Consider the following 22,924-nt stretch of genomic DNA (forward strand, 5'->3'; position numbering starts at 1 on the left):
ATGGTGGTGGGAGAAGGATTCGAACCTTCGAAGTCTGTGACGGCAGATTTACAGTCTGCTCCCTTTGGCCGCTTGGGTATCCCACCAGATTTTGAGTTGCTGTATTCGTTGACAGCGGGCGGCATCATATCAAATGACGCGCCCCTGTAAAGTATTAATTTTTTAAAAGCTGTTCAAATGCTGTTTTTTTGCGCTTCATGCATATTTAAACAGCAAATATTCGTATTACAAGATAATAGTACGGTTTCCGTAAACAAAAACACGTTGAGCTAATACCCAATATAATGCGTGGCTAAGGACATTTTTTTCAACATCCCTACCTGCGCGCATCATATCATCGGCTGTGAAGGTGTGGTCTACATTAATAACGTTTTGCGTAATGATAGGGCCTTCATCAAGATTATCATTAACAAAATGAGCCGTCGCACCAATGATCTTAACGCCCCGTTCATATGCCTGATGATATGGACGGGCACCAATGAATGCAGGCAAGAATGAGTGGTGAATATTAATGATTTGGTTCGGATAATGCTGTACAAACGCTGGGGTTAATACACGCATGTATTTTGCTAAGACCACATAATCAGGCTGATATTGGTCAATTTGCGCAATCATTTTTTCATCATGCTGTTCACGCGTTAGACCTTCATGGCTAATATGGTGGAAAGGAATACCGAATTGTTCGACAAGGCCTTTCAATGTGTCATGGTTACCGATAACCGCCGCAATTTCTACATCTAAACCATCGTATGCACTCTTCATCAATAAGTCACCTAGACAGTGAGCTTCCTTGGTGACCATAACGACAATACGGCGACGGCCTGATGAATTTAATTCACGTTTTGAACCTGCCGGCAGGGCGTCATCGAGATCAGCGAGTAGGGTTTCATCATTAAAAATCCCCTCAAGCTCTGTACGCATAAAGAAGCGACCAGTGCGGTGATCAACAAATTCATTATTCTGTACGATATTGAGCTGGTGTTTGTAACAAATATTGGTGATTTTTGCGATCAAGCCTTTTGCATCAGGACAAATGGTGCGAAGGACTTTTTTTTGTACATTCTTTTGTTGCATGGAAGTGTCTGATCCTTAACTTACAAAGCTTACATACTCATCATACTTCAAGTGACTGTAAATAGCGCAAACAGGGCTTGCATCTATCCGATAAATAGATGTTTTCGCGCATCGTTTTAGCAGTAGCTTGAAGGGCTTAGAGCGCACATAAGCAAACGATACATTATGCATTTCCGTTACGATGGGTAAAACATGACCACTAATGATTGTTACAGCATTTTTTGAATTTTTTGCCGGAACCACATGGACATAGATCATTTCGACCTGTTTTAGGTGTAATACCATCTATGTAATACCAACGTTTTTCTATACGCAGAAAACGGGAACGTTCATGAATAAGCTGTTTATGATCAGCTTTTTCATCAATAAAGCAAGTTGAAAATTCCACATAACCTTCATCGCTATTTTTAGCATAAGAAGAACTAATGACACGAAGAGAAAGCCATTGTGTCTGTAAGAAGCTTTGTTCTATTTCTTCACGCCAGTTATTGGCATGACAATCAGGATGCCAAGTTGCGATAAGGTAATCGGCATTTTTTGTCACATAAGCACTATAGCGAGAGCGCATCAATTGCTCGGGTGTTTCAGGGATTGCCTGATTATCGAGATAAGGTTGGCAGCATTGGCTAAAAGGGAGTGAATTGCCACAAAAACAACAGTTGTTTAGGGATTGTTCCATCTTCTACTCTATAAAAATAAGTATAAGGTATAAAAATAACTATACTTTAAAAATGACAGTACAATGATTTTGTCATATGAATAATAGTATTGGTAGTAAATAACCGATGAAAGCTAGAAGTAGGTTAAATATGAAAAATAAAAAGATACTCATCGTTGAAGATGAAAAAGTTTTTCGTTCAATGTTAGAAGGGTACTTACATGCTCAGGGGATGCAAGTCTTTGTCGCGGATAATGGTCAGAGTGCATTAATACGTCTCACCGAAGAAAACCTTAACCCTGATGTGATTTTGTGTGACTTGAATATGCCTGTCATGAGTGGTGAAGATTTTATGGCAGAGTTGGTCACACGAAATATTCACATCCCTGTTATTGTCATCTCTGCAACAACAGATTTCACGCAGCTTGACCGTATGCTACGGTTAGGTGCAAAAGATGCTTTATTGAAACCAATAAAAAATTTAGAGGAGTTGAAAGTTACTATTCAGAGTAACTTGTATCCTGAGCAATACAACGATCAAGTTGTTAATAGGTTACAACCCACACTGATAAACTATGATAACCAAGATATCACGCCAGTGTTAAAGCAATTGCAGCCACCTATAAATCAAGTGATTAATGGCTATCGCGTTAATTACCGTCAATTAAATGAAATTAACCGATTCGGGCTACTTCTTGATCTCGCACCAATATCAGATACTCAAATTGGTTTTTATTGCCTTGATATAGAACGCTCTCCACAGGAGGGAATTATGGCAGCGTTCTTGATCCGTGTTGTATTTAACGATTTATTAAAAAATGCGGTAAGTTTTCCAGATAAAAAACTACCTAATATCGATAAAATTATTAATCAAATAAATTATTTATTAGAGGATTCCGGATTTAGTGGGCAATTTCCGATATTACTGGGGTACTTCAATACGCGTAATAAAGCGATTATTCTGGCTAGTGGAGGGTTAGAAGCGGAAGTTGCAACAGAGAATGCTCAATATAGCTTATCTAGGAGTGTTCCATTGGGAACTTTAAAACATCAACCCTCCAATCATCTCGATGTACGAGGGACATTTTGGCAATGTCGAATTTGGAATAACCACCAAAATATTAAATTAATGTTTAATCCTGAATCTTAAGTTTTGTTTAAATTTACTCCAGTAAGTGTCATATTGGCTCTAATTAGGGCTTTGTACTATTTATCCAAAAATTATTCCTGTTATACTGCCTCGCACTAAAAACGCACCTTTATTACCGTTGATTATATAAAGAGTTTGGGTGCTTAGGAGAATTCTGGAGTTATGACTAAAATGACAAATAGAAAGGTACGCAAGGCAGTAATCCCTGTCGCAGGTCTTGGCACTCGTATGTTACCCGCGACTAAAGCAATTCCCAAAGAGATGTTACCACTCGTTGATAAACCTTTAATTCAGTATGTTGTTAATGAGTGTATCGCTGCTGGTATTAATGAAATTGTTTTAGTGACTCATTCATCAAAAAACTCGATTGAAAACCACTTCGATACGAGTTTCGAGCTTGAGGCAATTTTAGAAGCTCGTGTTAAGCGTCAATTACTCGATGAAGTGCAATCTATCTGCCCAAGTCACGTAACTATCATGCAAACGCGTCAAGGTATTGCTAAAGGCTTAGGTCATGCGATTTTATGTGCTAAGCCTCTTGTGGGGAATGAGCCTTTTGCGGTTATTCTGCCCGATGTTATTTTAGATCGTTATAGCACCGATTTAACCAAGTTTAATTTGAGCGAAATGCTGGCCCATTTTGAAGAAACGGGAGCAAGCCAAATTTTGGTTGAGCCCGTTCCTGAAGATGAAGTTTCTAATTATGGGATTGTAGATTGTAATGGTGCAACGTTGCTTCCTGGTGAAAGCAAACCGATTAGCCGCATGGTAGAAAAACCGAAGAAAGAAGAAGCACCATCAAATCTGTCGATTGTTGGCCGCTATGTATTATCGGAAAAAATTTGGGATGCACTAGCAAAAACAGCACCAGGGGCAGGGGATGAAATTCAATTAACCGATGCTATTGCGATTATGATGGAAAATAAGTCTCCTGTAGAGGCGTACCATCTATGTGGTAAAAGTCATGACTGTGGTAATAAGCTAGGTTATATGAAAGCATTCGTAGAATATGGTATGCAACATGATTCATTAGGGGAAGATTTTTCTGAGTGGATCCAAACCATATCGAATAAATTGAACAGTTCTAAAGCAGAAAAATAAACAGTTTCTTCTTATGATGATTTATAAAAGCTAACTCTAGATGTTAGCTTTTTTTGTTTGTGCGCCTTGTAGCTTTTCAATAGTTAAGTATCAATTAATGTAAATTATTGCTTAATTTAATTTACGTATTTAGAAGAAAAATACATCAATTTTTTTTGTATCGTATAAGTTTTATTATTCAATCGTATGCTTAAAAAGTTTGAGTAGGATTACATAACTTTACTTTTAGCGATGGCTTAAATTTAAATAATATTAATAAATGACTAGCAGATAAAAGGATGACTAAAACGAGCGAAAGAGGATTGCTTATCCTTGGAGCAGGAGGGGATTAACAATTTAATGGCTAATAGCGGCATAAGTGATAATAAAACTTAAACGTAGGATAAAAAAAACACCCTTATATAAGGGTGTTTTTGGGGAATAAGGTTATGGATCTTAGATTAGGAAATCGTCTAAAGATTTACCTTGTTCTTCAATGGCGGTTTTGATAACTGCTGGGGTACGACCCTGGCCAGTCCAAGTTTTAGTTTCGCCATTTTCATCAACGTATTTATATTTAGCTGGGCGAGCAGCACGTTTAGCACGAGTGCTTGAGCCTTTACCTGTATCTAAAATTTGAACCAGTTCGTTCAGATCAATACCTTGCTCTTCTGCCATTTGACGGAAGTTTTCTAGCTTACGGTTCTTTTCTTCTTGCTCTGCACGAACTTGATTTTCTTCTTCACGACGTTCTTCAACAACGACAGTTAATTTTTCCAGCATTTCTTCCAGTGATTCTAAAGCAATTTCTCTTGCTTGAGCACGAAGAGTACGGATGTTATTTAATGCTTTTAAAGATTCGCTCATTTTCCTGGTCTCAAATTTAATTGTTGGCCTGTGTACACTAATAATAGAATGCTATTTTATTTTCTGCAATAGCTAATTTGCACTATTAGTTTAAAAGTTATCTTTAGTAAAAGCAATTTTTTTACAAAAGAAATATTAACTTTTCACTGATATATATATACCACTATTATCAATATCCAAACTAATGAAAAACGGATTCAATTAGCTGGAAATTTTTTTGATTATAATTTGAAGGGCGCATCGAGAATACGTCAGGTTATTAGTGGCATGATAATGAAGCAAATAAGAGAGACTAAACGTAAATTTTCTTTTTTTGATACAGTAAATTAGTACTATGTTTTAAGGAGCACGCTATATCATTACCAATGATAGTTCGATATTTTACCTGTTTTAAGAGGGAAAAGAGTGATTACTATTGGTAAGATTTAGCAAAATCAATGGCGATATCTCTATTTGATGCCTGTATTTTTAAGTGCTTCCAGATGATGACTGTTAATCTAATGACATGTTTTATGGTAAAATTATCTTGTTTATTAATTTAGAGGAACTAGGCTGATGGCTCAGCTATATTTTTACTATTCTGCGATGAATGCAGGGAAATCGACATCCTTGTTGCAATCTTCTTATAACTATAATGAGCGGGGGATGCGTACGCTGATTTTCACGGCAGAAATCGATAATCGCTTTGCGCAGGGTAAAGTTTCATCGCGTATTGGGTTGTCTGCAGATGCACTTTTATTTACGCCAACCACAAATATGGCGGAAGTCATTAAAAATGAAAATAGCACAAAAAAGGTACATTGTGTCTTAATTGATGAGTGTCAATTTTTAACAAAACAGCAAGTTGAAGAGTTATGCGATATTGTCGATAACAGTGATATACCTGTTTTATGCTATGGGCTGAGAACTGATTTTTCAGGTGAACTATTTGTTGGAAGCCAATATTTATTAGCTTGGGCTGATAAATTAGTTGAATTAAAAACCGTGTGTTATTGCGGCCGTAAGGCCAATAAAGTATTAAGGATAGGGAGTGATGGTATTCCTCTTTATGAAGGGGCACAGGTCGATATAGGCGGTAATGAGAAGTATATTTCTGTCTGCCGTAAGCATTATACAGAAGCCATCGAACAGGCTAAGTTAATGAACCAAGGCATTATTCCCAAAAAAGCGATTCACTTTAATTAATTGCGTATAACAATTAAAAGTAGATTTAAGTTAATCGTGTAATAGGGAAAGTCACTTTCCCATAAAAATTATAAGGATAATAATCATTTATTATCCTTATTAAAAAAGAGAGGCACTGAGTTTTAAATCAGTGCCTCTCTTATTAATTAGCTACCTAACTATTTTTTTGAACTTTTCTTTTCCACTTTTGCTGCTGTTGCTGTGGATGTTTGTTCAGTGAATTCGCGTCCATAATAGGAATCCAGTAATAGCTGTTTCAATTCAGAAATTAATGGATAGCGAGGGTTTGCACCGGTACATTGGTCGTCAAATGCATCCTCAGAGAGCTTATCAACGCGTGCTAAGAAGTCTGCTTCAGGCACACCCGCTTCACGTATGGATTTAGGGATACCTAAATCTGCTTTGATTTCCTCAAGCCATGCTAATAGTTTTTCAATTTTAGCATCGGTACGGTCGCTAGATTTTGTTAAACCTAAATGATCGGCTATTTCAGCATAACGGCGTCGTGCTTGTGGACGGTCATATTGGCTAAATGCCGTTTGTTTAGTTGGGTTATCGTTAGCATTATAACGAACGACGTTACTAATTAATAAGGCATTCGCTAACCCATGTGGTATGTGGAACTCAGAGCCTAATTTATGGGCCATTGAGTGACAAACCCCTAAGAATGCGTTTGCAAATGCAATCCCAGCGATGGTTGCAGCGTTATGGACACGCTCTCTTGCAACAGGATTGGTTGCCCCTTCATGATAACTCGTCGGTAGGTACTCTTTTAATAGGCTAAGCGCTTGTAATGCTTGACCATCAGAGTATTCATTCGCTAATACAGAAACATAGGCTTCCATCGCATGAGTCACAGCATCCAGACCACCAAATGCGGTCAGTGATTTCGGCATATTCATCACAAGGTTTGCATCGACGATAGCCATATTTGGAGTCAGTGCATAGTCCGCTAATGGGTATTTTTGACCTGTTTTATCATCCGTTACCACTGCAAATGGGGTAACTTCAGAGCCTGTTCCTGAGGTCGTTGTAATCGCAACTAATTTTGCTTTCACTCCCATTTTAGGGAAACGGTGAATACGTTTACGGATATCCATAAAGCGTAGTGCTAATTCTTCAAAATGCGTTTCTGGATGTTCGTACATAACCCACATAATTTTGGCCGCGTCCATTGGGGAGCCACCACCTAATGCAATAATGACATCAGGTTTAAAGGCGTTCATTTGAGCGGCACCTTTACGGACGACCGTTAATGTAGGATCAGCTTCAACCTCAAAGAAAACGTCGGTTTCAATATGGTGTTTTTTCAGTACATTTACCACTTCTTCAACATAGCCATTGTTAAATAAATAGCCATCAGTGACGATAAATGCACGTTTTGCGCCATCCGTTGCGATCTCTTCAAGTGCAATAGGGAGACAACCGCGACGGAAATAGATTGAGTTAGGAAGTTTATGCCACAACATATTTTCAGCTCTTTTCGCCACGGTTTTAGTATTGATCAAATGTTTTGGTCCAACGTTTTCAGAGATTGAGTTACCACCCCATGAACCGCAACCAAGTGTGAGAGAAGGCGCTAATTTAAAGTTATAGAGGTCACCGATACCCCCTTGTGAAGCGGGCGTATTGATGAGGATACGCGCGGTTTTCATTTTGACGCCGAAGTAATTAACACGTTCAGCTTGGTTATCTTGGTCTGTATATAGACAAGAGGTGTGACCGATACCCCCCATTTCGACTAATTGCTCGGCTTTGTCTACAGCCTCTTCAAAGTTTTTAGCGCGATACATGGCAAGGAGTGGCGATAATTTTTCGTGGGCAAATGGCTCTGAATCTGCAATTACCTTGACTTCGCCAATAAGTATTTTCGTGGTTACAGGTACAGTAACACCGGCCATTTCAGCGATTTTATATGCAGTTTGACCAACAATTGCTGCGTTCAGACTACCATTTTTCAAAATAACATCTTGAACGGCTTTAAGCTCTTTACCTTGCAGTATATAGCCACCGTGGGTCGCGAAGCGTTCACGAACCTGATTATAAATTTCATCGACGACAACAACGGATTGCTCGGATGCACAGATGACGCCATTATCGAAGGTTTTTGACATCAAGATAGACGCCACAGCACGTTTGATATCGGCTGTTTCATCGATAACAACCGGTGTATTACCTGCGCCTACACCAATAGCAGGTTTACCGGAGCTGTATGCCGCTTTCACCATACCAGGACCACCTGTTGCTAAAATCAGGTTGATATCCTCGTGATGCATCAATGCATTAGATAATTCGACCGATGGTGCATCGATCCAACCGATAATATCTTTTGGTGCACCAGCTTCGATAGCTGCTTTAAGAACAATTTCTGCCGCTTTATTGGTTGCATTTTTAGCGCGAGGGTGCGGAGAAAAAATAATTGCATTACGCGTTTTTAAACTAATTAAAGATTTAAAAATGGCGGTTGAGGTTGGGTTAGTGGTTGGAACGATACCACAGATAATACCGATAGGTTCAGCGATAGTAATTGTTCCAAAAGTTGGGTCTTCAGAAAGCACGCCACAGGTTTTTTCGTCTTTATAGGCATTATAAATATATTCAGAGGCAAAGTGATTTTTGATCACCTTATCTTCAACAATACCCATACCTGATTCTTCTACAGCAAGTTTAGCGAGCGGGATCCGTGCGTCTGCTGCTGCAAGCGCTGCTGCGCGGAAAATGCGGTCAACTTGCTCTTGAGAGAAGTTAGCGAATTCACGCTGAGCTTTTTTGACACGAGCAACGAGGTCATTGAGTTCGGTAACATTAGTTACTGACATAGAGATTACTCCTGATAAATGTTAAACTTTTTAAGCCAATGAGCAGTGCTTCTTGAAACATTAAAACGCTAAAAACTGAGTAGATAAATTATAGTTTATATTTATTAACATATTTTATTTATCCGCTTATTGGCTTAAAAAGCTTTTAGTACAAGGTGAAAAGCGTACTTTTCTTAAATTAACTCCCTCTATCAGTTAAGAATAGATTAGCATTATTTGTGTTTATTGATGTGATCTAGATCACAAAAATCCAAAGCTGACTCCTTTCAGCAAGCCTATTTTGAGGGAATGCATGTTTTTTGTTGAAATTAGACACAATATTTTTTGATAACGAATAAAAAGAGCTAAAAAATCATATTATTTGCATGAAGTTTAAGCGAATAACTAACAGTAACCGCTAAAATAAAACTTAGCAGAATCTATTTTATTTATTTAGTGATAAACTTTAACTATCTGTGATTTTCTTAAATCTGATTATTTAAAGGTGCTGATGCGTGAGTGCAGGATTACTTGATTTATCAGGCTATATAAAATTTTTTATTGGTCTTTTTGCGTTAGTAAACCCAGTGGGAATTCTGCCTGTGTTTATTAGCATGACTAATTATCAAAGTAGCGCTGGGCGTAACAAAACAAATACGATAGCGAATACTTCTGTCGCTATCATTTTATGTACATCATTATTAATCGGCGATTCAATTCTGCAAGTATTTGGTATTTCTATCGATTCATTCCGCATTGCGGGTGGAATATTAATTGTAACGATTGCAATGTCGATGATCAGTGGGAAAATCGGTGAAGACAAACAAAATAAACAAGAGAAAACAGAAACAGCAGTGCGAGATAGTATCGGGGTAGTACCACTTGCATTACCGCTAATGGCAGGGCCGGGGGCAATTAGCTCTTGTATCGTTTGGTCATCTCGGTGGCATGGTTGGCAAAACTTTATCGGTCTGGCGCTGACAAGTATTGTGTTTGCATTTTGCTGTTGGTTACTGTTCCGCTCGGCATCATTGCTTGTTCGCTACTTAGGGCAAACAGGGATTAACGTGGTGACGCGAATTATGGGACTGCTTCTGATGTCTCTGGGAATAGAGTTTATTGTTACGGGGGTTAAAGCAATATTTCCCGGTCTTCTATAATCATTTTTTGACATACTAATTCTCTTGCTCATAGATCACTATTATATGGTGATCTATAAGTGTCTATTACATTAGTAATAATATTCCGATTAAAAAAACGCCAAACAAATAAACACCATTATCGTTTTTTACCTTATAGGTATCACTAATAAAAAATGATGGTGTTATTCTACTAAATGATAGTCATAAATAGATTATCTTTTGCCTGCTAATCTGCTGTTATTTTGTGCTGATTTCAATTCCCCTTTCTTATAATAATATGTCGCATTTTTTGCTAAATAAGGCATAAAAAGTAAGGAAATGTGAGCCAAGTAAATTTTTGCGCTATTTAATTTATTCAATGTTAATGATATGTTTAAACAAGTCTCAATTGCGCGAATAGATGAATAACAGAATAATCATCTATTTATACAATAAAATCATAACGCTTTTAGTTTAACACAGGCTTGTCTAGCTTGCGGGTGATTACACAATTTTAACATTTTGTAACAAAAATGTGAGAGGCCAAAAGTGGATTATTAAAACTAATCCAAAGGGAAATACTCTAAGTTTCAGGGTATGACGCGAAACAAAATAACCAGATAGGATGCTGAAGTTTGTTGTAGCAACCAAATAACCGTTGAGGGTGATAATGAATTTTTTTACCAAGAGTTTGTATTCACTACCTATATTTTTAGTTGCATTACACACTAATGCAGATCCAGTGTCTGCGTCGATTAAGCAAGCGATTACCATTAATAACGGCACAGAGGTTTCGTCATTAGACCCCCATAAAGTCGAAGGGATCCCTGAGAGCAATATTATTCTTAATCTTCTTGAAGGGCTCGTTTATACGGATGTGGATGGTAAGGTGACACCCGGTGTTGCCGAAAGTTGGACTAATGATAATTATACTACATGGGTGTTTACTCTCAGAGATAATGCCAAGTGGAGCGATGGTACACCAGTGACTGCACAAGACTTTGTGTATAGCTGGCAGCGGTTAGCCGACCCTAAAACAGGCTCTCCTTATTCAAGTTACTTGCAAAATGCCTATATTGAGAATGCTTCTGAAATTTTAAAAGGTAAAAAGCCAATTGAGTCTCTTGGTGTGAAAGCGTTGGATGAGAAACATTTGCAAGTCACGTTGACCCATCCAGTACCTTATTTTATCGATATGCTTAATCACACGGCGATGAAGCCCGTAAACAGAAAGGCGATTGAAAAATATGGCGATAAATGGACTCAGCCCAAAAATTTTATCGGCAATGGAGCCTATGTATTAGATAAATGGGTTGTCAATGAACGGATTGTTTTGAAGCGTAATCCACAGTATTGGAATAATCAAAACAGTAAAATTGATGAAGCGACATTTTTAGCTATTTCTTCAGAAGTGAGTGATGTAAACCGTTATCGTAGCGGTGAAATTGATATCAGTAATTCAGCAATTCCGCCTGTTCTTTATAAAAAAATGCAAATAGAACGGCCGAACGAATTATATATTCGTCCTTACCTATGTACGTTCTACTACGAGATTAATAATAGCAAACCACCATTTACCGATCCGAGAGTGCGAGAGGCGATAAAGCTCGGGTTAGATAGGGAAACCATTACGAATAAAATAATGGCACAAGGGCAAATTGTTGCTTATGGTTTTACACCTACTTTCATTAATAATGGCGATTTTTCCCCACCAGAGTGGGCAAATTGGAGTAATGAAAAACGCTACCAGCGTGCAAAGGCTCTTTTGGAAGAAGCGGGTTACAATGCGCAAAATCCACTGAAATTCTCACTTCTGTATAACACATCCGATCAAAATAAACAGCAGGCTATCGTCGCAGCTTCAATGTGGAAAAAAAATATTGGAGCCGAGGTAAGTTTACAAAATCAAGAATGGAAGACGTCGTTACAGAGTCGCCATGATGGTAACTATGATGTTGTGCGTGTGACTTGGTGCGCTGATTATAATGAACCATCGGCATTTTTAAATATTATGTCGTCAGATAGCAGTAATAACACCGCATTTTATAAAAACTCAAAATTCGATGCTTTGTTAGAAAAGGCATTGAGCGCGCCAGATGACGCCAGTCGTAAACAAATCTATCAGCAGGCGGAAGCACTACTCGATCAAGATTCAGCGATTATTCCCGTCTATTATCGGGTCAGTGTGCGTTTAATTAAACCTTCGGTTGGTGGATTCAAAGGAAAAGACCCTCTTGATAATATGGATATTAAACGGTTATATATAAATCAAGATAATAAATAGTAATTAAATAATTAAAAAAACAGTTTACCGAATGGGTAAACATATTAATCCACAATGTCACCATAATATATGGTATGGGAGTAACGGATAAAATGAGTAAACACATTCATAAAACCATGATTGCTTTAGGTGTTGCCGCTGGATTGATGACAGGGGGGATAGCGAGCAGCTTTGCCGCTACAGTGCCTGCTGGTGTTGAACTTGCAGAAAAACAAACGTTAGTCCGTAATAATGGCTCTGAACCTCAATCCCTAGATCCACATAAAATTGAAGGTGTTCCTGAATCGGCTTTAGCGCGTGATCTCTTTGAAGGTTTAACGGTCGTGGGTCCTAATGGTGAAATCTTACCTGGCTCAGCTGTAAGTTGGGAAAATAAAGATTTTAAAGAGTGGACGTTTAAAATTCGTGAAGGGGCTAAATGGTCAAACGGTGACCCTGTAACAGCACAAGACTTCGTTTATAGTTTCCAACGTATCGTTGACCCTGATACCGCTTCTCCTTATGCGAGCTATTTACAATATGCACACATTAAGAATGTCGATGATATTATTACCGGAAAGAAAAAACCCGAAGAGCTGGGTGTTAAAGCATTAGATGATCATACTCTTGTGCTGGAGTTAAGTGAGGCGGTTCCTTATATCCCCAAATTGATGATCCACTCATCAATGTCACCAGTTAATAAAAAAGTGGTTGAGAAATATGGCGCTAAATGGACGCAACCACAAAACTTTGTAGGCAATGGTGCTTATAAACTAAAAGATTGGACCGTTAACGAACGTATCGTTCTTGAGCGTAGTCCAACATATTGGGATAACGCTAATACCATTATCGATCAAGTGACCTACCTGCCGATTTCTTCAGAGGTGACTGACGTTAACCGCTACCGCAGCGGTGAAATTGATATGACCTATAGCAATTTACCAATTGAGCAATTTAAGAGCCTACAAAAAAGCATGCCTAATGAGTTACGCGTGAACCCATATCTGTGCATTTATTACTACGAAATTAATAACGAAAAACCGCCATTTAATGACCCTCGAGTCAGAGAGGCATTGAAGCTATCAATGGATAGGGATGTGATCACCTATAAAGTGAAGGCTCAAGGGGATATTCCGGCATATGGTTTCACACCGCCATTTACCAGTGGCATGAAAACTGAAAAACCGGATTGGTATACCAACATGACGCAAGAGCAACGCAATGAAAAAGCGAAACAGCTACTTGAAGAGGCTGGTTATAATAAATCAAATCCGTTGAAATTTAACCTGCTGTATAACACCTCCGATTTACATAAACGTATTGCCATTGCTGCATCATCAATGTGGAAGAAAAATATCGGCGCAGAAGTGAAATTGGAAAACCAAGAGTGGAAAACCTTCTTAGATAGCCGACACCAAGGTGCTTATGATGTCGCACGTGCAGGATGGTGTGCTGACTATAATGAACCGTCTTCCTTCCTCAATATGTTACTGTCTAATAGTAGTAATAATACGGTTCACTATAAGAACAAAGAATTTGATGCGGTGATGAAGCAGACTTTGCAAGTGAAAACAGATGAAGAACGTTCTGATTTGTACAATAAAGCAGAAAAAATCCTAGATAAAGACTCCGCTGTTGTGCCTCTTTATTACTATGTTAATACTCGTTTAGTTAAGCCGTATGTAGGTGGGTATACAGGAAAAGACCCGCTAGACAACCTGCATACAAAAGACCTTTATATTATCAAGCACTAACAATAATAATCCGGCTCTTCGGAGCCGGATAACAATATGATTATTGGTCCGACTAAGCAACGGAAGTAGGAAAGGGCAATGTTAAAATTTATTTTACGGCGTTTACTTGAAGCGATCCCGACACTTTTTATTCTTATTACAATTTCATTTTTTATGATGCGTTTAGCACCAGGCAGCCCTTTTACGGGGGAACGTAAATTACCACCTGAAGTTATGGCAAATATTGAAGCGAAATACCATCTGAATGACCCTATGTATAAACAGTATTTCAGCTATTTAGTTCAATTATCTAAAGGTGACTTTGGTCCATCATTTAAATATAAAGACTACAGCGTTAACGACTTAGTGGCAAAAGCCTTCCCAGTGTCTGCGAAATTAGGTGCAACTGCTTTTATCGTCGCCGTCTTCTTTGGTGTGACAGCGGGGGTTATTGCCGCATTGAATCAAAATAGCAAATGGGATTTTACAGTCATGGGGTTCGCCATGACGGGGGTTGTCATCCCAAGCTTTGTTGTGGCACCGTTATTGGTGCTGATATTCGCCATTCATTTGAAATGGCTCCCCGGTGGTGGCTGGGATGGTGGTAACCTCAAACATATGATTTTGCCGATGGTGGCATTATCACTAGCTTATATTGCAAGCATTTCGCGTATTACGCGTGGCTCCATGATTGAAATCATGCACTCCAACTTTATTCGTACAGCACGCGCAAAAGGCTTACCACTGCGTACGATCATTTTACGACATGCCTTAAAACCAGCATTACTCCCTGTGCTTTCTTATATGGGGCCTGCTTTTGTGGGGATTATTACGGGTTCGATGGTTATTGAAACTATCTTTGGTTTACCAGGTATAGGGCAATTGTTTGTTAATGGCGCGTTGAACCGTGATTACTCTTTGGTGCTTAGCCTAACAATCTTAGTTGGCGTATTAACGATTACCTTTAACGCTATTGTCGATGTGCTGTATGCCGTTATCGACCCGAAAATTCGCTATTAGTCCGGAGAGAACGCTATGTTATTAAATCAAAAAAATAGTGAAGCTCTGGAAAAGCTTTCTGAGCAATTAGATATTGAAGGGCGCAGTTTATGGCAGGATGCACGACGTCGGTTTATGCATAACCGAGCGGCAATTTTTAGCCTCTTTATCCTATTTTTGATCACCTTATTTGTCATCTTTGCCCCCATGTTATCTCCCTTTTTATATGATGATACTGATTGGGAAATGATGTCGATGCCTCCTGATTTGGCAAGTGGTCACTATTTTGGCACCGACGCCTCTGGCCGTGATCTTTTGGTGAGGGTAGCGATTGGTGGACGAATTTCTCTGATGGTAGGGGTAGCTGCTGCATTGGTTGCTGTGGTTGTTGGTACCTTATATGGCTCTATTGCAGGTTATGTTGGCGGGAAAGTGGACTCCATCATGATGCGTTTGTTGGAGATCTTAAACTCATTTCCATTTATGTTTTTTGTGATCTTGTTGGTAACACTCTTCGGTACAAATATCTTATTGATATTTGTTGCGATAGGGATGGTTTCTTGGCTGGATATGGCGCGTATCGTTCGTGGGCAAACTTTAGGACTGAAACGCAAAGAGTTTATTGAGGCTGCTTTAGTTTGTGGGGTGAGTACTCGCCATATTATTTTGCGCCATATCGTTCCTAATGTATTAGGTGTGGTTGTGGTGTATGCGTCATTACTGGTGCCAAGTATGATCCTATTTGAATCATTTTTAAGCTTTCTAGGGTTAGGGACACAAGAGCCGCTTAGTAGCTGGGGAGCGTTATTGAGTGATGGGGCAAACTCAATGGAAGTGACGCCATGGCTATTACTGATCCCCGCGGGTTTTCTAGTAGTAACTCTGTTTTGTTTTAACTTTATCGGCGATGGTTTACGTGATGCCCTCGACCCGAAAGACCGTTAGAGGGAGCTATTATGTCTAATATTCAATCATCTAACCCTCTCTTGAGTGTAAAAGATCTCAATGTGACCTTTTCAACTCCTGATGGTGATGTCACCGCAGTCAACAAGTTGAATTTTGAACTACGTGCTGGCGAAACACTGGGTATTGTCGGTGAGTCAGGCTCAGGAAAATCACAAACAGCATTTGCATTAATGGGGCTGTTAGCGCGTAACGGCAAAATAGGTGGCTCAGCGATATTTAACGGGCGTGAAATTTTAAATTTAAAAGAAAAAGCGTTAAATAAGATGCGTGCGGAAGAAATCTCTATCATCTTCCAAGACCCGATGACCTCTCTCAATCCATATTTAAAGATTGGCACACAATTATCTGAAGTGTTAATGCTACATAAAGGGATGAGTAAGCAAGAGGCATTTGAGGAATCTGTTCGCATGTTAGATGCCGTTAAAATGCCAGAAGCACGTAAACGAATGAATATGTATCCCCATGAGTTTTCTGGGGGGATGCGTCAACGGGTTATGATTGCGATGGCGTTATTGTGTCAGCCTAAGTTATTGATTGCCGATGAGCCGACAACCGCGTTAGATGTCACGGTTCAAGCACAAATCATGACTCTGTTAAATGAACTGAAAAAAGAGTTTGATACCGCTATTATCTTGATCACCCATGACTTAGGTGTCGTCGCAGGCGTGTGTGACAAAGTGTTAGTGATGTATGCGGGGCGCACTATGGAGTATGGCTCAGCCCGAGATATTTTCTATCAACCCTCTCATCCTTATTCATTAGGGCTACTTGCCGCAGTGCCGCGTTTGGATGGCGATGATGAAAGCCTAGCGACCATAGCGGGTAACCCTCCTAACTTATTGCGCTTACCAAAAGGCTGCCCATTCTCGCCACGTTGCCAATATGCGAATGCACAATGTATTGAACAAGAGCCTGAGCTGAATGCATTTTCAGCGGGTCGATTAAGAGCTTGCTTTAAGCCGGTGGAGGAGCTGGTATGACACAACATGAAAATAGGCCAGTTTTGCTCGAGGTCAATGATTTAAAAGTGCATTTCTCTATTCGAGATAAAAAACAGTGGTTCTGGCAGCCTGATAAAAGCTTAAAAGCTGTTGATGGCGTGACGTTACGTCTGTATGAAGGCGAAACATTAGGTGTTGTTGGGGAGTCAGGGTGCGGGAAATCAACTTTCGCACGTGCCATTATTGGCTTAGTAAAATCGACAGGCGGCTCTGTGAGCTGGCTGGGGAATAATTTATTAGGATTAAATGAAAAACAGTGGCGGGATATACGTAGCGATATTCAAATGATTTTCCAAGATCCTTTGGCATCGCTGAACCCTCGCATGACGATAGGCGACATTATTGCCGAGCCACTGAAAACGTATAATCCAAAAATGCCGCAATCTGAAGTGATCGAAAAGGTCAGAAAAATGATGATGCGGGTAGGGTTATTACCTAATCTGATTAACCGTTATCCCCATGAATTTTCAGGGGGGCAGTGCCAGCGTATTGGGATAGCAAGGGCATTGATCCTTGAGCCTAAACTGGTCATTTGTGATGAGCCTGTTTCTGCACTTGATGTCTCTATTCAAGCGCAAGTCGTTAACTTATTACAAGAGCTTCAAAGGGAAATGGGCCTATCCTTAATATTTATTGCCCATGACCTCGCGGTCGTCAAACATATCTCTGACCGTGTATTAGTGATGTATTTGGGAAATGCCGTTGAATTAGGCACCTATGATGAAGTGTATAACAATCCACTTCATCCTTATACCAAAGCACTAATGTCTGCGGTACCCGTTCCTGATCCTGACAAGGAAAAAAATAAAACCATTGAATTACTTGAAGGGGAACTGCCGTCACCCATTAATCCGCCTTCAGGTTGTGTATTTAGAACTCGCTGTCCACTTGCTGATGAAGGCTGTGCTAAAACAAAACCTTTATTAGAAGGGAGCTTTAAACATGCGGTATCTTGTTTAAAAGTCGATCCACTATAACGGATTTGTATGCCTAGTTAGAATGCCAGTTAGTGATGCTGACTGGCATTTTTCTTGGGATCATTTATTGATATTGACCATAAAAATCGCGCCCTAACTCAAAGGCTAGGGCGCGGTTAGCGAATTTAAATTCACGATTACTTTTAATAGCATAATAGCAGGTTGCTATATCTTCATTGCGGCATGTTTAACGAAACTAGCGCTTCCATAAAATATGGTGAAAAGGTTGGGCTGGATGGCGGCTAATTAAAATGCGGGCAAAAATGTCAGCAATTTCATCGTCATCGGATTGCGCCAACCCAATAATCACTTCACTCAATGTATCTAAATCAAAATCAGGCTGAATAACATCCTGCCAATGTTGGCTGAGAGGAACAATTTCAGCCGCGCCACACTCTTCAAATTGCAATGCAAAAATAACCTGATCGGCTGGCTCTAAATTATCCATTGCTTGCTCAAGGAACAGGTCATAGGCTATCTCAATGATTTCATCTTCATCAATAAGTTTAATGGATTGTGGCTTAGTCATGACAGTTCCTAAAATAAAAAATTACAATAATGGGCTAAAGAAATAGCATAAACGTTCAACAACTCGGTTCCAGAAAGGCCGTTGCTCCCACTCTTCTATCTCAAGGCGTGTGGAACGTGCGATATAATCATATTGAACAAGAGTAAGGTCACTACCAAAGTTTTTATCATCAATCACAACAGTTATTTCAAAATTCAGCCATAAGCTTCGCATATCTAAGTTAACTGAACCAACGAGGCTTAGTTCACCATCGACCAGAACGCTCTTAGTGTGTAGCAGGCCATCTTCAAATTGATAAATTTTCACGCCAGCTTCAAGTAGTTCAGTATAAAACGAACGGCTTGCCCAGCGCACGAGAAATGAATCATTTTGCCTTGGCATAACAATACTGACATCAACTCCGCGCATGGCAGCAGTACAAATCGCGTGCAATAGATCATCACTCGGCACGAAATAAGGGGTCGTCATGATAAGCTGTTTGCGGGCAGAGAAAATAGCCGTCATCAGTGATTGTTGGATCAACTCATCAGGGAACCCTGGCCCAGATGCAATCATTTGAGTGGTGTGACCGTTAGCTTGCTCAAATGGCATAATATTCGTGTCTGGGGGGGGGGGCAAAATACGTTGCCCCGTTTCCATTTCCCAGTCAAAGGCGTAGACAATACCTAATGTCGTGCTGACAGGGCCTTCCATACGCACAAGGATATCCACCCATTCACCGACCCCTGCATCCTGTTTAAAGTAGCGAGGGTCAACCATATTCATACTTCCAGTATATGAAATATAATTATCAATCACGATAATTTTGCGGTGCTGACGCAAGTCCATGCGGCGTAAGAAAAAACGCATTAAATTGACTTTTAAGGATTCGATAAACTCAATACCTGCCGCACGCATTTTATCGGGGTAATCGCTACGGAAGAAATGCCAGCTACCCGCCGAGTCAACCATAATACGGCATTTGACACCTCGCTTAGCGGCATTGAGTAGGGCTTCAGTGACACCATCTACCAATCCCCCGGGTTGCCAGATATAAAATACCATCTCGATTGAGTGCTGTGCATTATTGATATCATTGACAATCGATTTTAATGACTCTTCACAAGTGGTCATCAATTGAATTCGATTGCCTTTAACGCCAGCAATACCTTGCCGTTTCTCACACAATTGAAACAGAGGCTCGGCAACAGGACTATTTTCAGTGGCAAAAATGTGTTTAGAGTGACGTAAATTCTCGAGCCAAGTTGCCACAGAGGGCCACATCTGTTGCGCTTTATCAACCCGCCGTTTACCTAAATGCAACTCACCGAAGGCAATATAAGCAATGATACCGACCAATGGCAGAATGTAGATGATCAGTAACCAGGTCATCGCTGAAGTGACAGGGCGTCGTTTAACAAGGATTCGAACGGTAATTGCTGCAATGACTAGCCAATAGACGAAAAATAATAACCAGCTCAATAGCGTATACACAGTTGCCATAATCGATTACATGCCTCACAAATTGGAGAGTGTAAAAATAGTCAAAAAATGAAACAGATTTGATAAAAAATAAAAATTGATGCTAACACTGATAGAATTTAGCAAACATTCATCGTAAAAGCTTTGCTAAATCTTATAGATTAATGGTGAAAAAACAATTAATTCTATTTATAAGTTCCCCTTTAGCATCATGAACATCGTTATTCGAACGGTTTTTTTATCAAATGACAGGTATTTCTTGGCTAGCGTGACCAAAGGTCTATAATATTTTGCCAATTTCATACGTAGTTAAACTCAGTAATAAAAGGATAGAAAAATGAGACGTAGTAGGCATGAAGTTGGTCGCTGGCGGATGTTGAGACAATCATTACGTCGCCGTCGTCGCTGGCTTGAAGGGCACTCAAGGCGCAATATGACTATTTACGCGATAAGAAAATTTGATATCTACAAACGCCGTCGCTCCTTGCTATTTACCCAGTGGAGTGAGTGAAAAGATTGAGGTCCGGTTTCACAATTTTCGCTTTGAGTGACAAACCTTATTGAATATGATTGCTATTTGCATTTAAACTATCAGTCATATTCTTAAGGTTTAAAGTCGTAGGGTAGAAAATTCTTATGCGTTGGATCCGTTGGCCTCTTATTATTATCATTTCATTGTCTATTCACGCAGGGCTTGCTATGGCATGGATTTTCAATCAACCGAAAATGCCCCCTGTGGTGGAGCCAATAACGGTTGCCATGGTCTCGTTTGAATCAGATGAACCAGCGGAGGTGCCTGCCGCTGAACCTCAACCTGCACCCGAACCGGAACCCGAGCCAGAACCTGAACCCGAGCCGATTGTTGAGCCTGAGCCTGTTGTAAAACCTGCGATCGCGCTAGAAAAGAAACCTGAAGTTAAGAAAAAACCAAAACCTAAGAAAGAAGAAAAGCGTGAAATCAAAAAGGATGTTAAACCTGTTGAGAAACAGTTAGCGAAAAATGATCTGAAACCGTTATCTAATCTTAACGCAGGGGCACCTAAATCGAATACAAACGTCATGGCGAATAACAAAGGGGCAACGAACAGTGCTCAATCGTCAGAGCGTCGTGGCCCTAAAGCGCTACGCAAGCAGGCACCTGCATACCCAGACCGCGCTCGTCGCTTAGGTAAAGATGGCTATGTTAAAGTACGTTATGACATCACTGAAGATGGCCGCGTTACGAATATTGAATTTGTAGAATCTTCACCTAAAGGTTTATTTGAACGTGATGTAAAACGCGCGATGAACCGTTGGGTTTTTGAAAAACTTCCAGCAAAAGGTTATGTCACAGAAATCTACTTTAAAATTGATGGTACGGTGAGCCAAGTTTAAAGCAATAATCAAAATAGACCCTAAATAAAACCCCCATAACAGAGAGTGTTGTGGGGGTTTTATCGTTAAGGGCGATAGATATGCAGGCGCTATTCAGTGCTTTCTAACTGAAAATGCTGTTTCTCTTTTGGCAGTTCACGAGGTGTATTATCATCATTAACGGCAACATAGGTAAAAACGGCATCGGTTGCACGATAACGATGGCCTACAGGCTCCGTTGCCACTTTTTTAACCCATACTTCGATATTAATGGTAATGGAGCTTTTGCCCGTTTTTAAGCAACGAGCGTAACAACATACCACATCACCTACGGCGACGGGCTTTTGAAATTTAATACCATTCACCGCCACAGTAACCACACGACCCAGCGCGATCTCTTTGGCTAATATCGCGCCACCTATATCCATTTGAGACATTAGCCAGCCGCCAAAAATATCCCCATTTGCATTTGTATCGGCAGGCATAGCTAAAGTACGTAGAACTAATTCCCCGTTTGGTAATTGCATATCAAACTCTTTATCAAAATATAAAACGATTCAAATTCGTTTTTTATCATAAACTAGAATCAGAGTATTCGTCACGATGAATCATGTTTCGACGACTTCATTGCTGCCAAAAACAGCAAAGGGGAGCTTTAATTGTTTATTATGCAGGGTAAACCATAAACATAATCAATGTAATAGACTAAAAAAATGCAAAGAAACTGCAAGAAGTGTTTTTTATATTTCATATTGAAAGTTGACTGTCTACAATGGCGATATCCTAGGTTTTTAAGTCTGTAGTGGAGAGGTGACATGAGATTAATATTGGCAATTTTGCTACCGTGGCTGCAATTTTTTACTATTGGTCGCCCATTTGCAGGTATTATTTGTCTGATCTTACAAATTACTTTAATCGGTTGGCTTCCAGCAGCGATTTGGTCAGTGTATGCATTATCGCAATACAATACAGATAAGAAAATCGAACAAGCATTAGGTAAAGGACGTTAAAGACAAAAAAACCTGCTTTTGCAGGTTTTTTATTGAATACGTTTATTTTTCTTCTTTAGATTGTTCTGTTGGCTGCTCTCTAGGCTCTTTGGACATATTTTTATAAATATAAATCACACTGAGCACAGTAAAAATCAGAGTGCCAGCGGTTAAACCGAATACCTTAAAATTCATCCAAACATCTAAAGGCAACCAAAATGCGATATAAACATTCAGCGCAGCACATGCAATAAAGAAAATCACCCATGCACTATTTAACTTGACCCAAATGTTGTCTGGCAGCCTAATTTCTTGATTATTGCCTAACATACGTTGAATTAATGGTTTTTCAGTAAACCATTGGCTAATCAATAATGCCAGTGCAAACAGTGCATAGATAATGGTCACCTTCCACTTTATAAAAGAATCCGTGTGGAAAATAAGAGTGAGAGAAGCAAAAATCATCACAATCAGACAGGTGATTTTGGCCACTTTTTCGACGTGCTTATAAATTAAATAAGTTGCGAGTAACGCAAGAGGCGTCGCTACTAATAGAGCACCACTGGCATAATAGATACCATAAATTTTATAGACAATAAAAAATATCACCAGAGGGATAAAATCAATAAGTTGTTTCATAACCGTGGTTACCGAAGCCTTGCATAAAAAATAATGAGGTAGTTTAACTGATTTTTGCGCTAATTGTTAAAAATTTGCTTC

The 22,924-nt window shown here is 39.6% G+C and carries 21 protein-coding genes and 1 tRNA gene; 13 read left to right on the forward strand and 9 right to left on the reverse strand.

Going from position 1 to position 22,924, the window contains the following annotated elements; all coding sequences use genetic code 11:
* Window position 1: 1 nt before the first annotated feature.
* From PR709_RS02335 to PR709_RS02345, 3 genes are all read right to left on the reverse strand, one after another.
* Window positions 2-86: transfer RNA gene (locus PR709_RS02335), tRNA-Tyr, on the reverse strand.
* Between the two features lie 139 nt (window positions 87-225).
* On the reverse strand, window positions 226-1,074 hold the full coding sequence (gene purU, locus PR709_RS02340) for a formyltetrahydrofolate deformylase (protein ID WP_004920291.1): 849 nt from the start codon (window positions 1,072-1,074) through the stop codon (window positions 226-228).
* A gap of 199 nt (window positions 1,075-1,273) precedes the next feature.
* Entirely contained in the window at window positions 1,274-1,753 is a 480-nt protein-coding gene (locus PR709_RS02345; RefSeq protein ID WP_014656068.1) for a YchJ family protein, read from the reverse strand.
* 130 nt (window positions 1,754-1,883) lie between these two features.
* Between PR709_RS02345 and rssB the strand changes: the two genes are divergently transcribed.
* Window positions 1,884-2,882, forward strand: coding sequence for a two-component system response regulator RssB (gene rssB / locus PR709_RS02350; RefSeq protein WP_014656067.1), 999 nt, complete (start codon window positions 1,884-1,886; stop codon window positions 2,880-2,882).
* A 171-nt stretch (window positions 2,883-3,053) separates the two neighbouring features.
* Window positions 3,054-3,983: a UTP--glucose-1-phosphate uridylyltransferase GalU gene (galU, locus tag PR709_RS02355; RefSeq protein WP_169342231.1), complete on the forward strand. Its 930-nt coding sequence runs from the start codon at window positions 3,054-3,056 to the stop codon at window positions 3,981-3,983.
* Between the two features lie 435 nt (window positions 3,984-4,418).
* On the opposite strand, the gene PR709_RS02360 is transcribed toward galU, so the two are convergent.
* Complete coding sequence (locus PR709_RS02360) at window positions 4,419-4,829, reverse strand: H-NS family histone-like protein (RefSeq protein ID WP_004920278.1); 411 nt, start codon at window positions 4,827-4,829, stop codon at window positions 4,419-4,421.
* A gap of 555 nt (window positions 4,830-5,384) precedes the next feature.
* Between PR709_RS02360 and PR709_RS02365 the strand changes: the two genes are divergently transcribed.
* Window positions 5,385-6,014 (forward strand): thymidine kinase, encoded by a 630-nt coding sequence (locus PR709_RS02365; RefSeq protein WP_004920273.1) that lies wholly within the window; start codon window positions 5,385-5,387, stop codon window positions 6,012-6,014.
* 158 nt (window positions 6,015-6,172) lie between these two features.
* Here PR709_RS02365 and adhE read toward each other — a convergent pair whose 3' ends face one another.
* On the reverse strand, window positions 6,173-8,833 hold the full coding sequence (adhE, locus tag PR709_RS02370; RefSeq protein WP_004920270.1) for a bifunctional acetaldehyde-CoA/alcohol dehydrogenase: 2,661 nt from the start codon (window positions 8,831-8,833) through the stop codon (window positions 6,173-6,175).
* 494 nt (window positions 8,834-9,327) lie between these two features.
* Between adhE and PR709_RS02375 the strand changes: the two genes are divergently transcribed.
* From PR709_RS02375 to oppF, 7 genes are all read left to right on the forward strand, one after another.
* Window positions 9,328-9,972: a YchE family NAAT transporter gene (locus PR709_RS02375; RefSeq protein ID WP_014656065.1), complete on the forward strand. Its 645-nt coding sequence runs from the start codon at window positions 9,328-9,330 to the stop codon at window positions 9,970-9,972.
* Window positions 9,973-10,603: 631 nt separating this feature from the next.
* The gene (locus PR709_RS02380) at window positions 10,604-12,217 is read left to right on the forward strand and encodes an ABC transporter substrate-binding protein (protein ID WP_004920261.1); all 1,614 of its coding nucleotides are present in this window, start codon (window positions 10,604-10,606) and stop codon (window positions 12,215-12,217) included.
* Between the two features lie 92 nt (window positions 12,218-12,309).
* The gene (gene oppA / locus PR709_RS02385; protein ID WP_014656063.1) at window positions 12,310-13,950 is read left to right on the forward strand and encodes an oligopeptide ABC transporter substrate-binding protein OppA; all 1,641 of its coding nucleotides are present in this window, start codon (window positions 12,310-12,312) and stop codon (window positions 13,948-13,950) included.
* 78 nt (window positions 13,951-14,028) lie between these two features.
* The gene (gene oppB, locus PR709_RS02390) at window positions 14,029-14,949 is read left to right on the forward strand and encodes an oligopeptide ABC transporter permease OppB (RefSeq protein ID WP_004920256.1); all 921 of its coding nucleotides are present in this window, start codon (window positions 14,029-14,031) and stop codon (window positions 14,947-14,949) included.
* A gap of 15 nt (window positions 14,950-14,964) precedes the next feature.
* Window positions 14,965-15,873: an oligopeptide ABC transporter permease OppC gene (oppC, locus tag PR709_RS02395; protein WP_014656062.1), complete on the forward strand. Its 909-nt coding sequence runs from the start codon at window positions 14,965-14,967 to the stop codon at window positions 15,871-15,873.
* 11 nt (window positions 15,874-15,884) lie between these two features.
* Window positions 15,885-16,874 carry an ABC transporter ATP-binding protein gene (locus PR709_RS02400; protein ID WP_004920252.1) on the forward strand — a complete coding sequence of 330 codons (990 nt, stop codon included), beginning with the start codon at window positions 15,885-15,887 and terminating at the stop codon, window positions 16,872-16,874.
* On the forward strand, window positions 16,871-17,872 hold the full coding sequence (gene oppF, locus PR709_RS02405) for a murein tripeptide/oligopeptide ABC transporter ATP binding protein OppF (protein WP_004920250.1): 1,002 nt from the start codon (window positions 16,871-16,873) through the stop codon (window positions 17,870-17,872). Before PR709_RS02400 ends, oppF begins: the two co-directional genes overlap by 4 nt.
* 196 nt (window positions 17,873-18,068) lie before the next feature.
* Here the strand turns inward: oppF and PR709_RS02410 are convergent, their stop codons facing one another.
* Together PR709_RS02410 and cls are read right to left on the reverse strand one after the other, a co-directional pair.
* A complete protein-coding gene (locus PR709_RS02410; RefSeq protein ID WP_004920246.1) occupies window positions 18,069-18,401 on the reverse strand; it encodes an HI1450 family dsDNA-mimic protein in 333 nt (110 codons plus the stop codon).
* Between the two features lie 21 nt (window positions 18,402-18,422).
* Window positions 18,423-19,883 carry a cardiolipin synthase gene (cls, locus tag PR709_RS02415; protein WP_004920244.1) on the reverse strand — a complete coding sequence of 487 codons (1,461 nt, stop codon included), beginning with the start codon at window positions 19,881-19,883 and terminating at the stop codon, window positions 18,423-18,425.
* A 316-nt stretch (window positions 19,884-20,199) separates the two neighbouring features.
* On the opposite strand from cls, the gene PR709_RS02420 reads away from it, so the two are divergent.
* On the forward strand, window positions 20,200-20,373 hold the full coding sequence (locus PR709_RS02420) for a YciY family protein (RefSeq protein WP_004920240.1): 174 nt from the start codon (window positions 20,200-20,202) through the stop codon (window positions 20,371-20,373).
* Window positions 20,374-20,498: 125 nt separating this feature from the next.
* On the forward strand, window positions 20,499-21,236 hold the full coding sequence (locus PR709_RS02425; RefSeq protein WP_004920238.1) for a TonB family protein: 738 nt from the start codon (window positions 20,499-20,501) through the stop codon (window positions 21,234-21,236).
* 89 nt (window positions 21,237-21,325) lie between these two features.
* On the opposite strand, the gene yciA is transcribed toward PR709_RS02425, so the two are convergent.
* Entirely contained in the window at window positions 21,326-21,742 is a 417-nt protein-coding gene (yciA, locus tag PR709_RS02430) for an acyl-CoA thioester hydrolase YciA (RefSeq protein WP_004920237.1), read from the reverse strand.
* Window positions 21,743-22,030: 288 nt separating this feature from the next.
* On the opposite strand from yciA, the gene PR709_RS02435 reads away from it, so the two are divergent.
* Window positions 22,031-22,225 carry a YqaE/Pmp3 family membrane protein gene (locus PR709_RS02435; RefSeq protein WP_004920230.1) on the forward strand — a complete coding sequence of 65 codons (195 nt, stop codon included), beginning with the start codon at window positions 22,031-22,033 and terminating at the stop codon, window positions 22,223-22,225.
* Window positions 22,226-22,267: 42 nt separating this feature from the next.
* Here the strand turns inward: PR709_RS02435 and PR709_RS02440 are convergent, their stop codons facing one another.
* Window positions 22,268-22,843, reverse strand: a complete 576-nt coding sequence (locus PR709_RS02440) for a septation protein A (protein WP_004920227.1) — start codon at window positions 22,841-22,843, stop codon at window positions 22,268-22,270.
* Window positions 22,844-22,924 lie beyond the last annotated feature (81 nt).

The organism is Providencia sp. PROV267 (assembly GCF_028477825.1).
Classification (GTDB): domain Bacteria; phylum Pseudomonadota; class Gammaproteobacteria; order Enterobacterales; family Enterobacteriaceae; genus Providencia; species Providencia stuartii.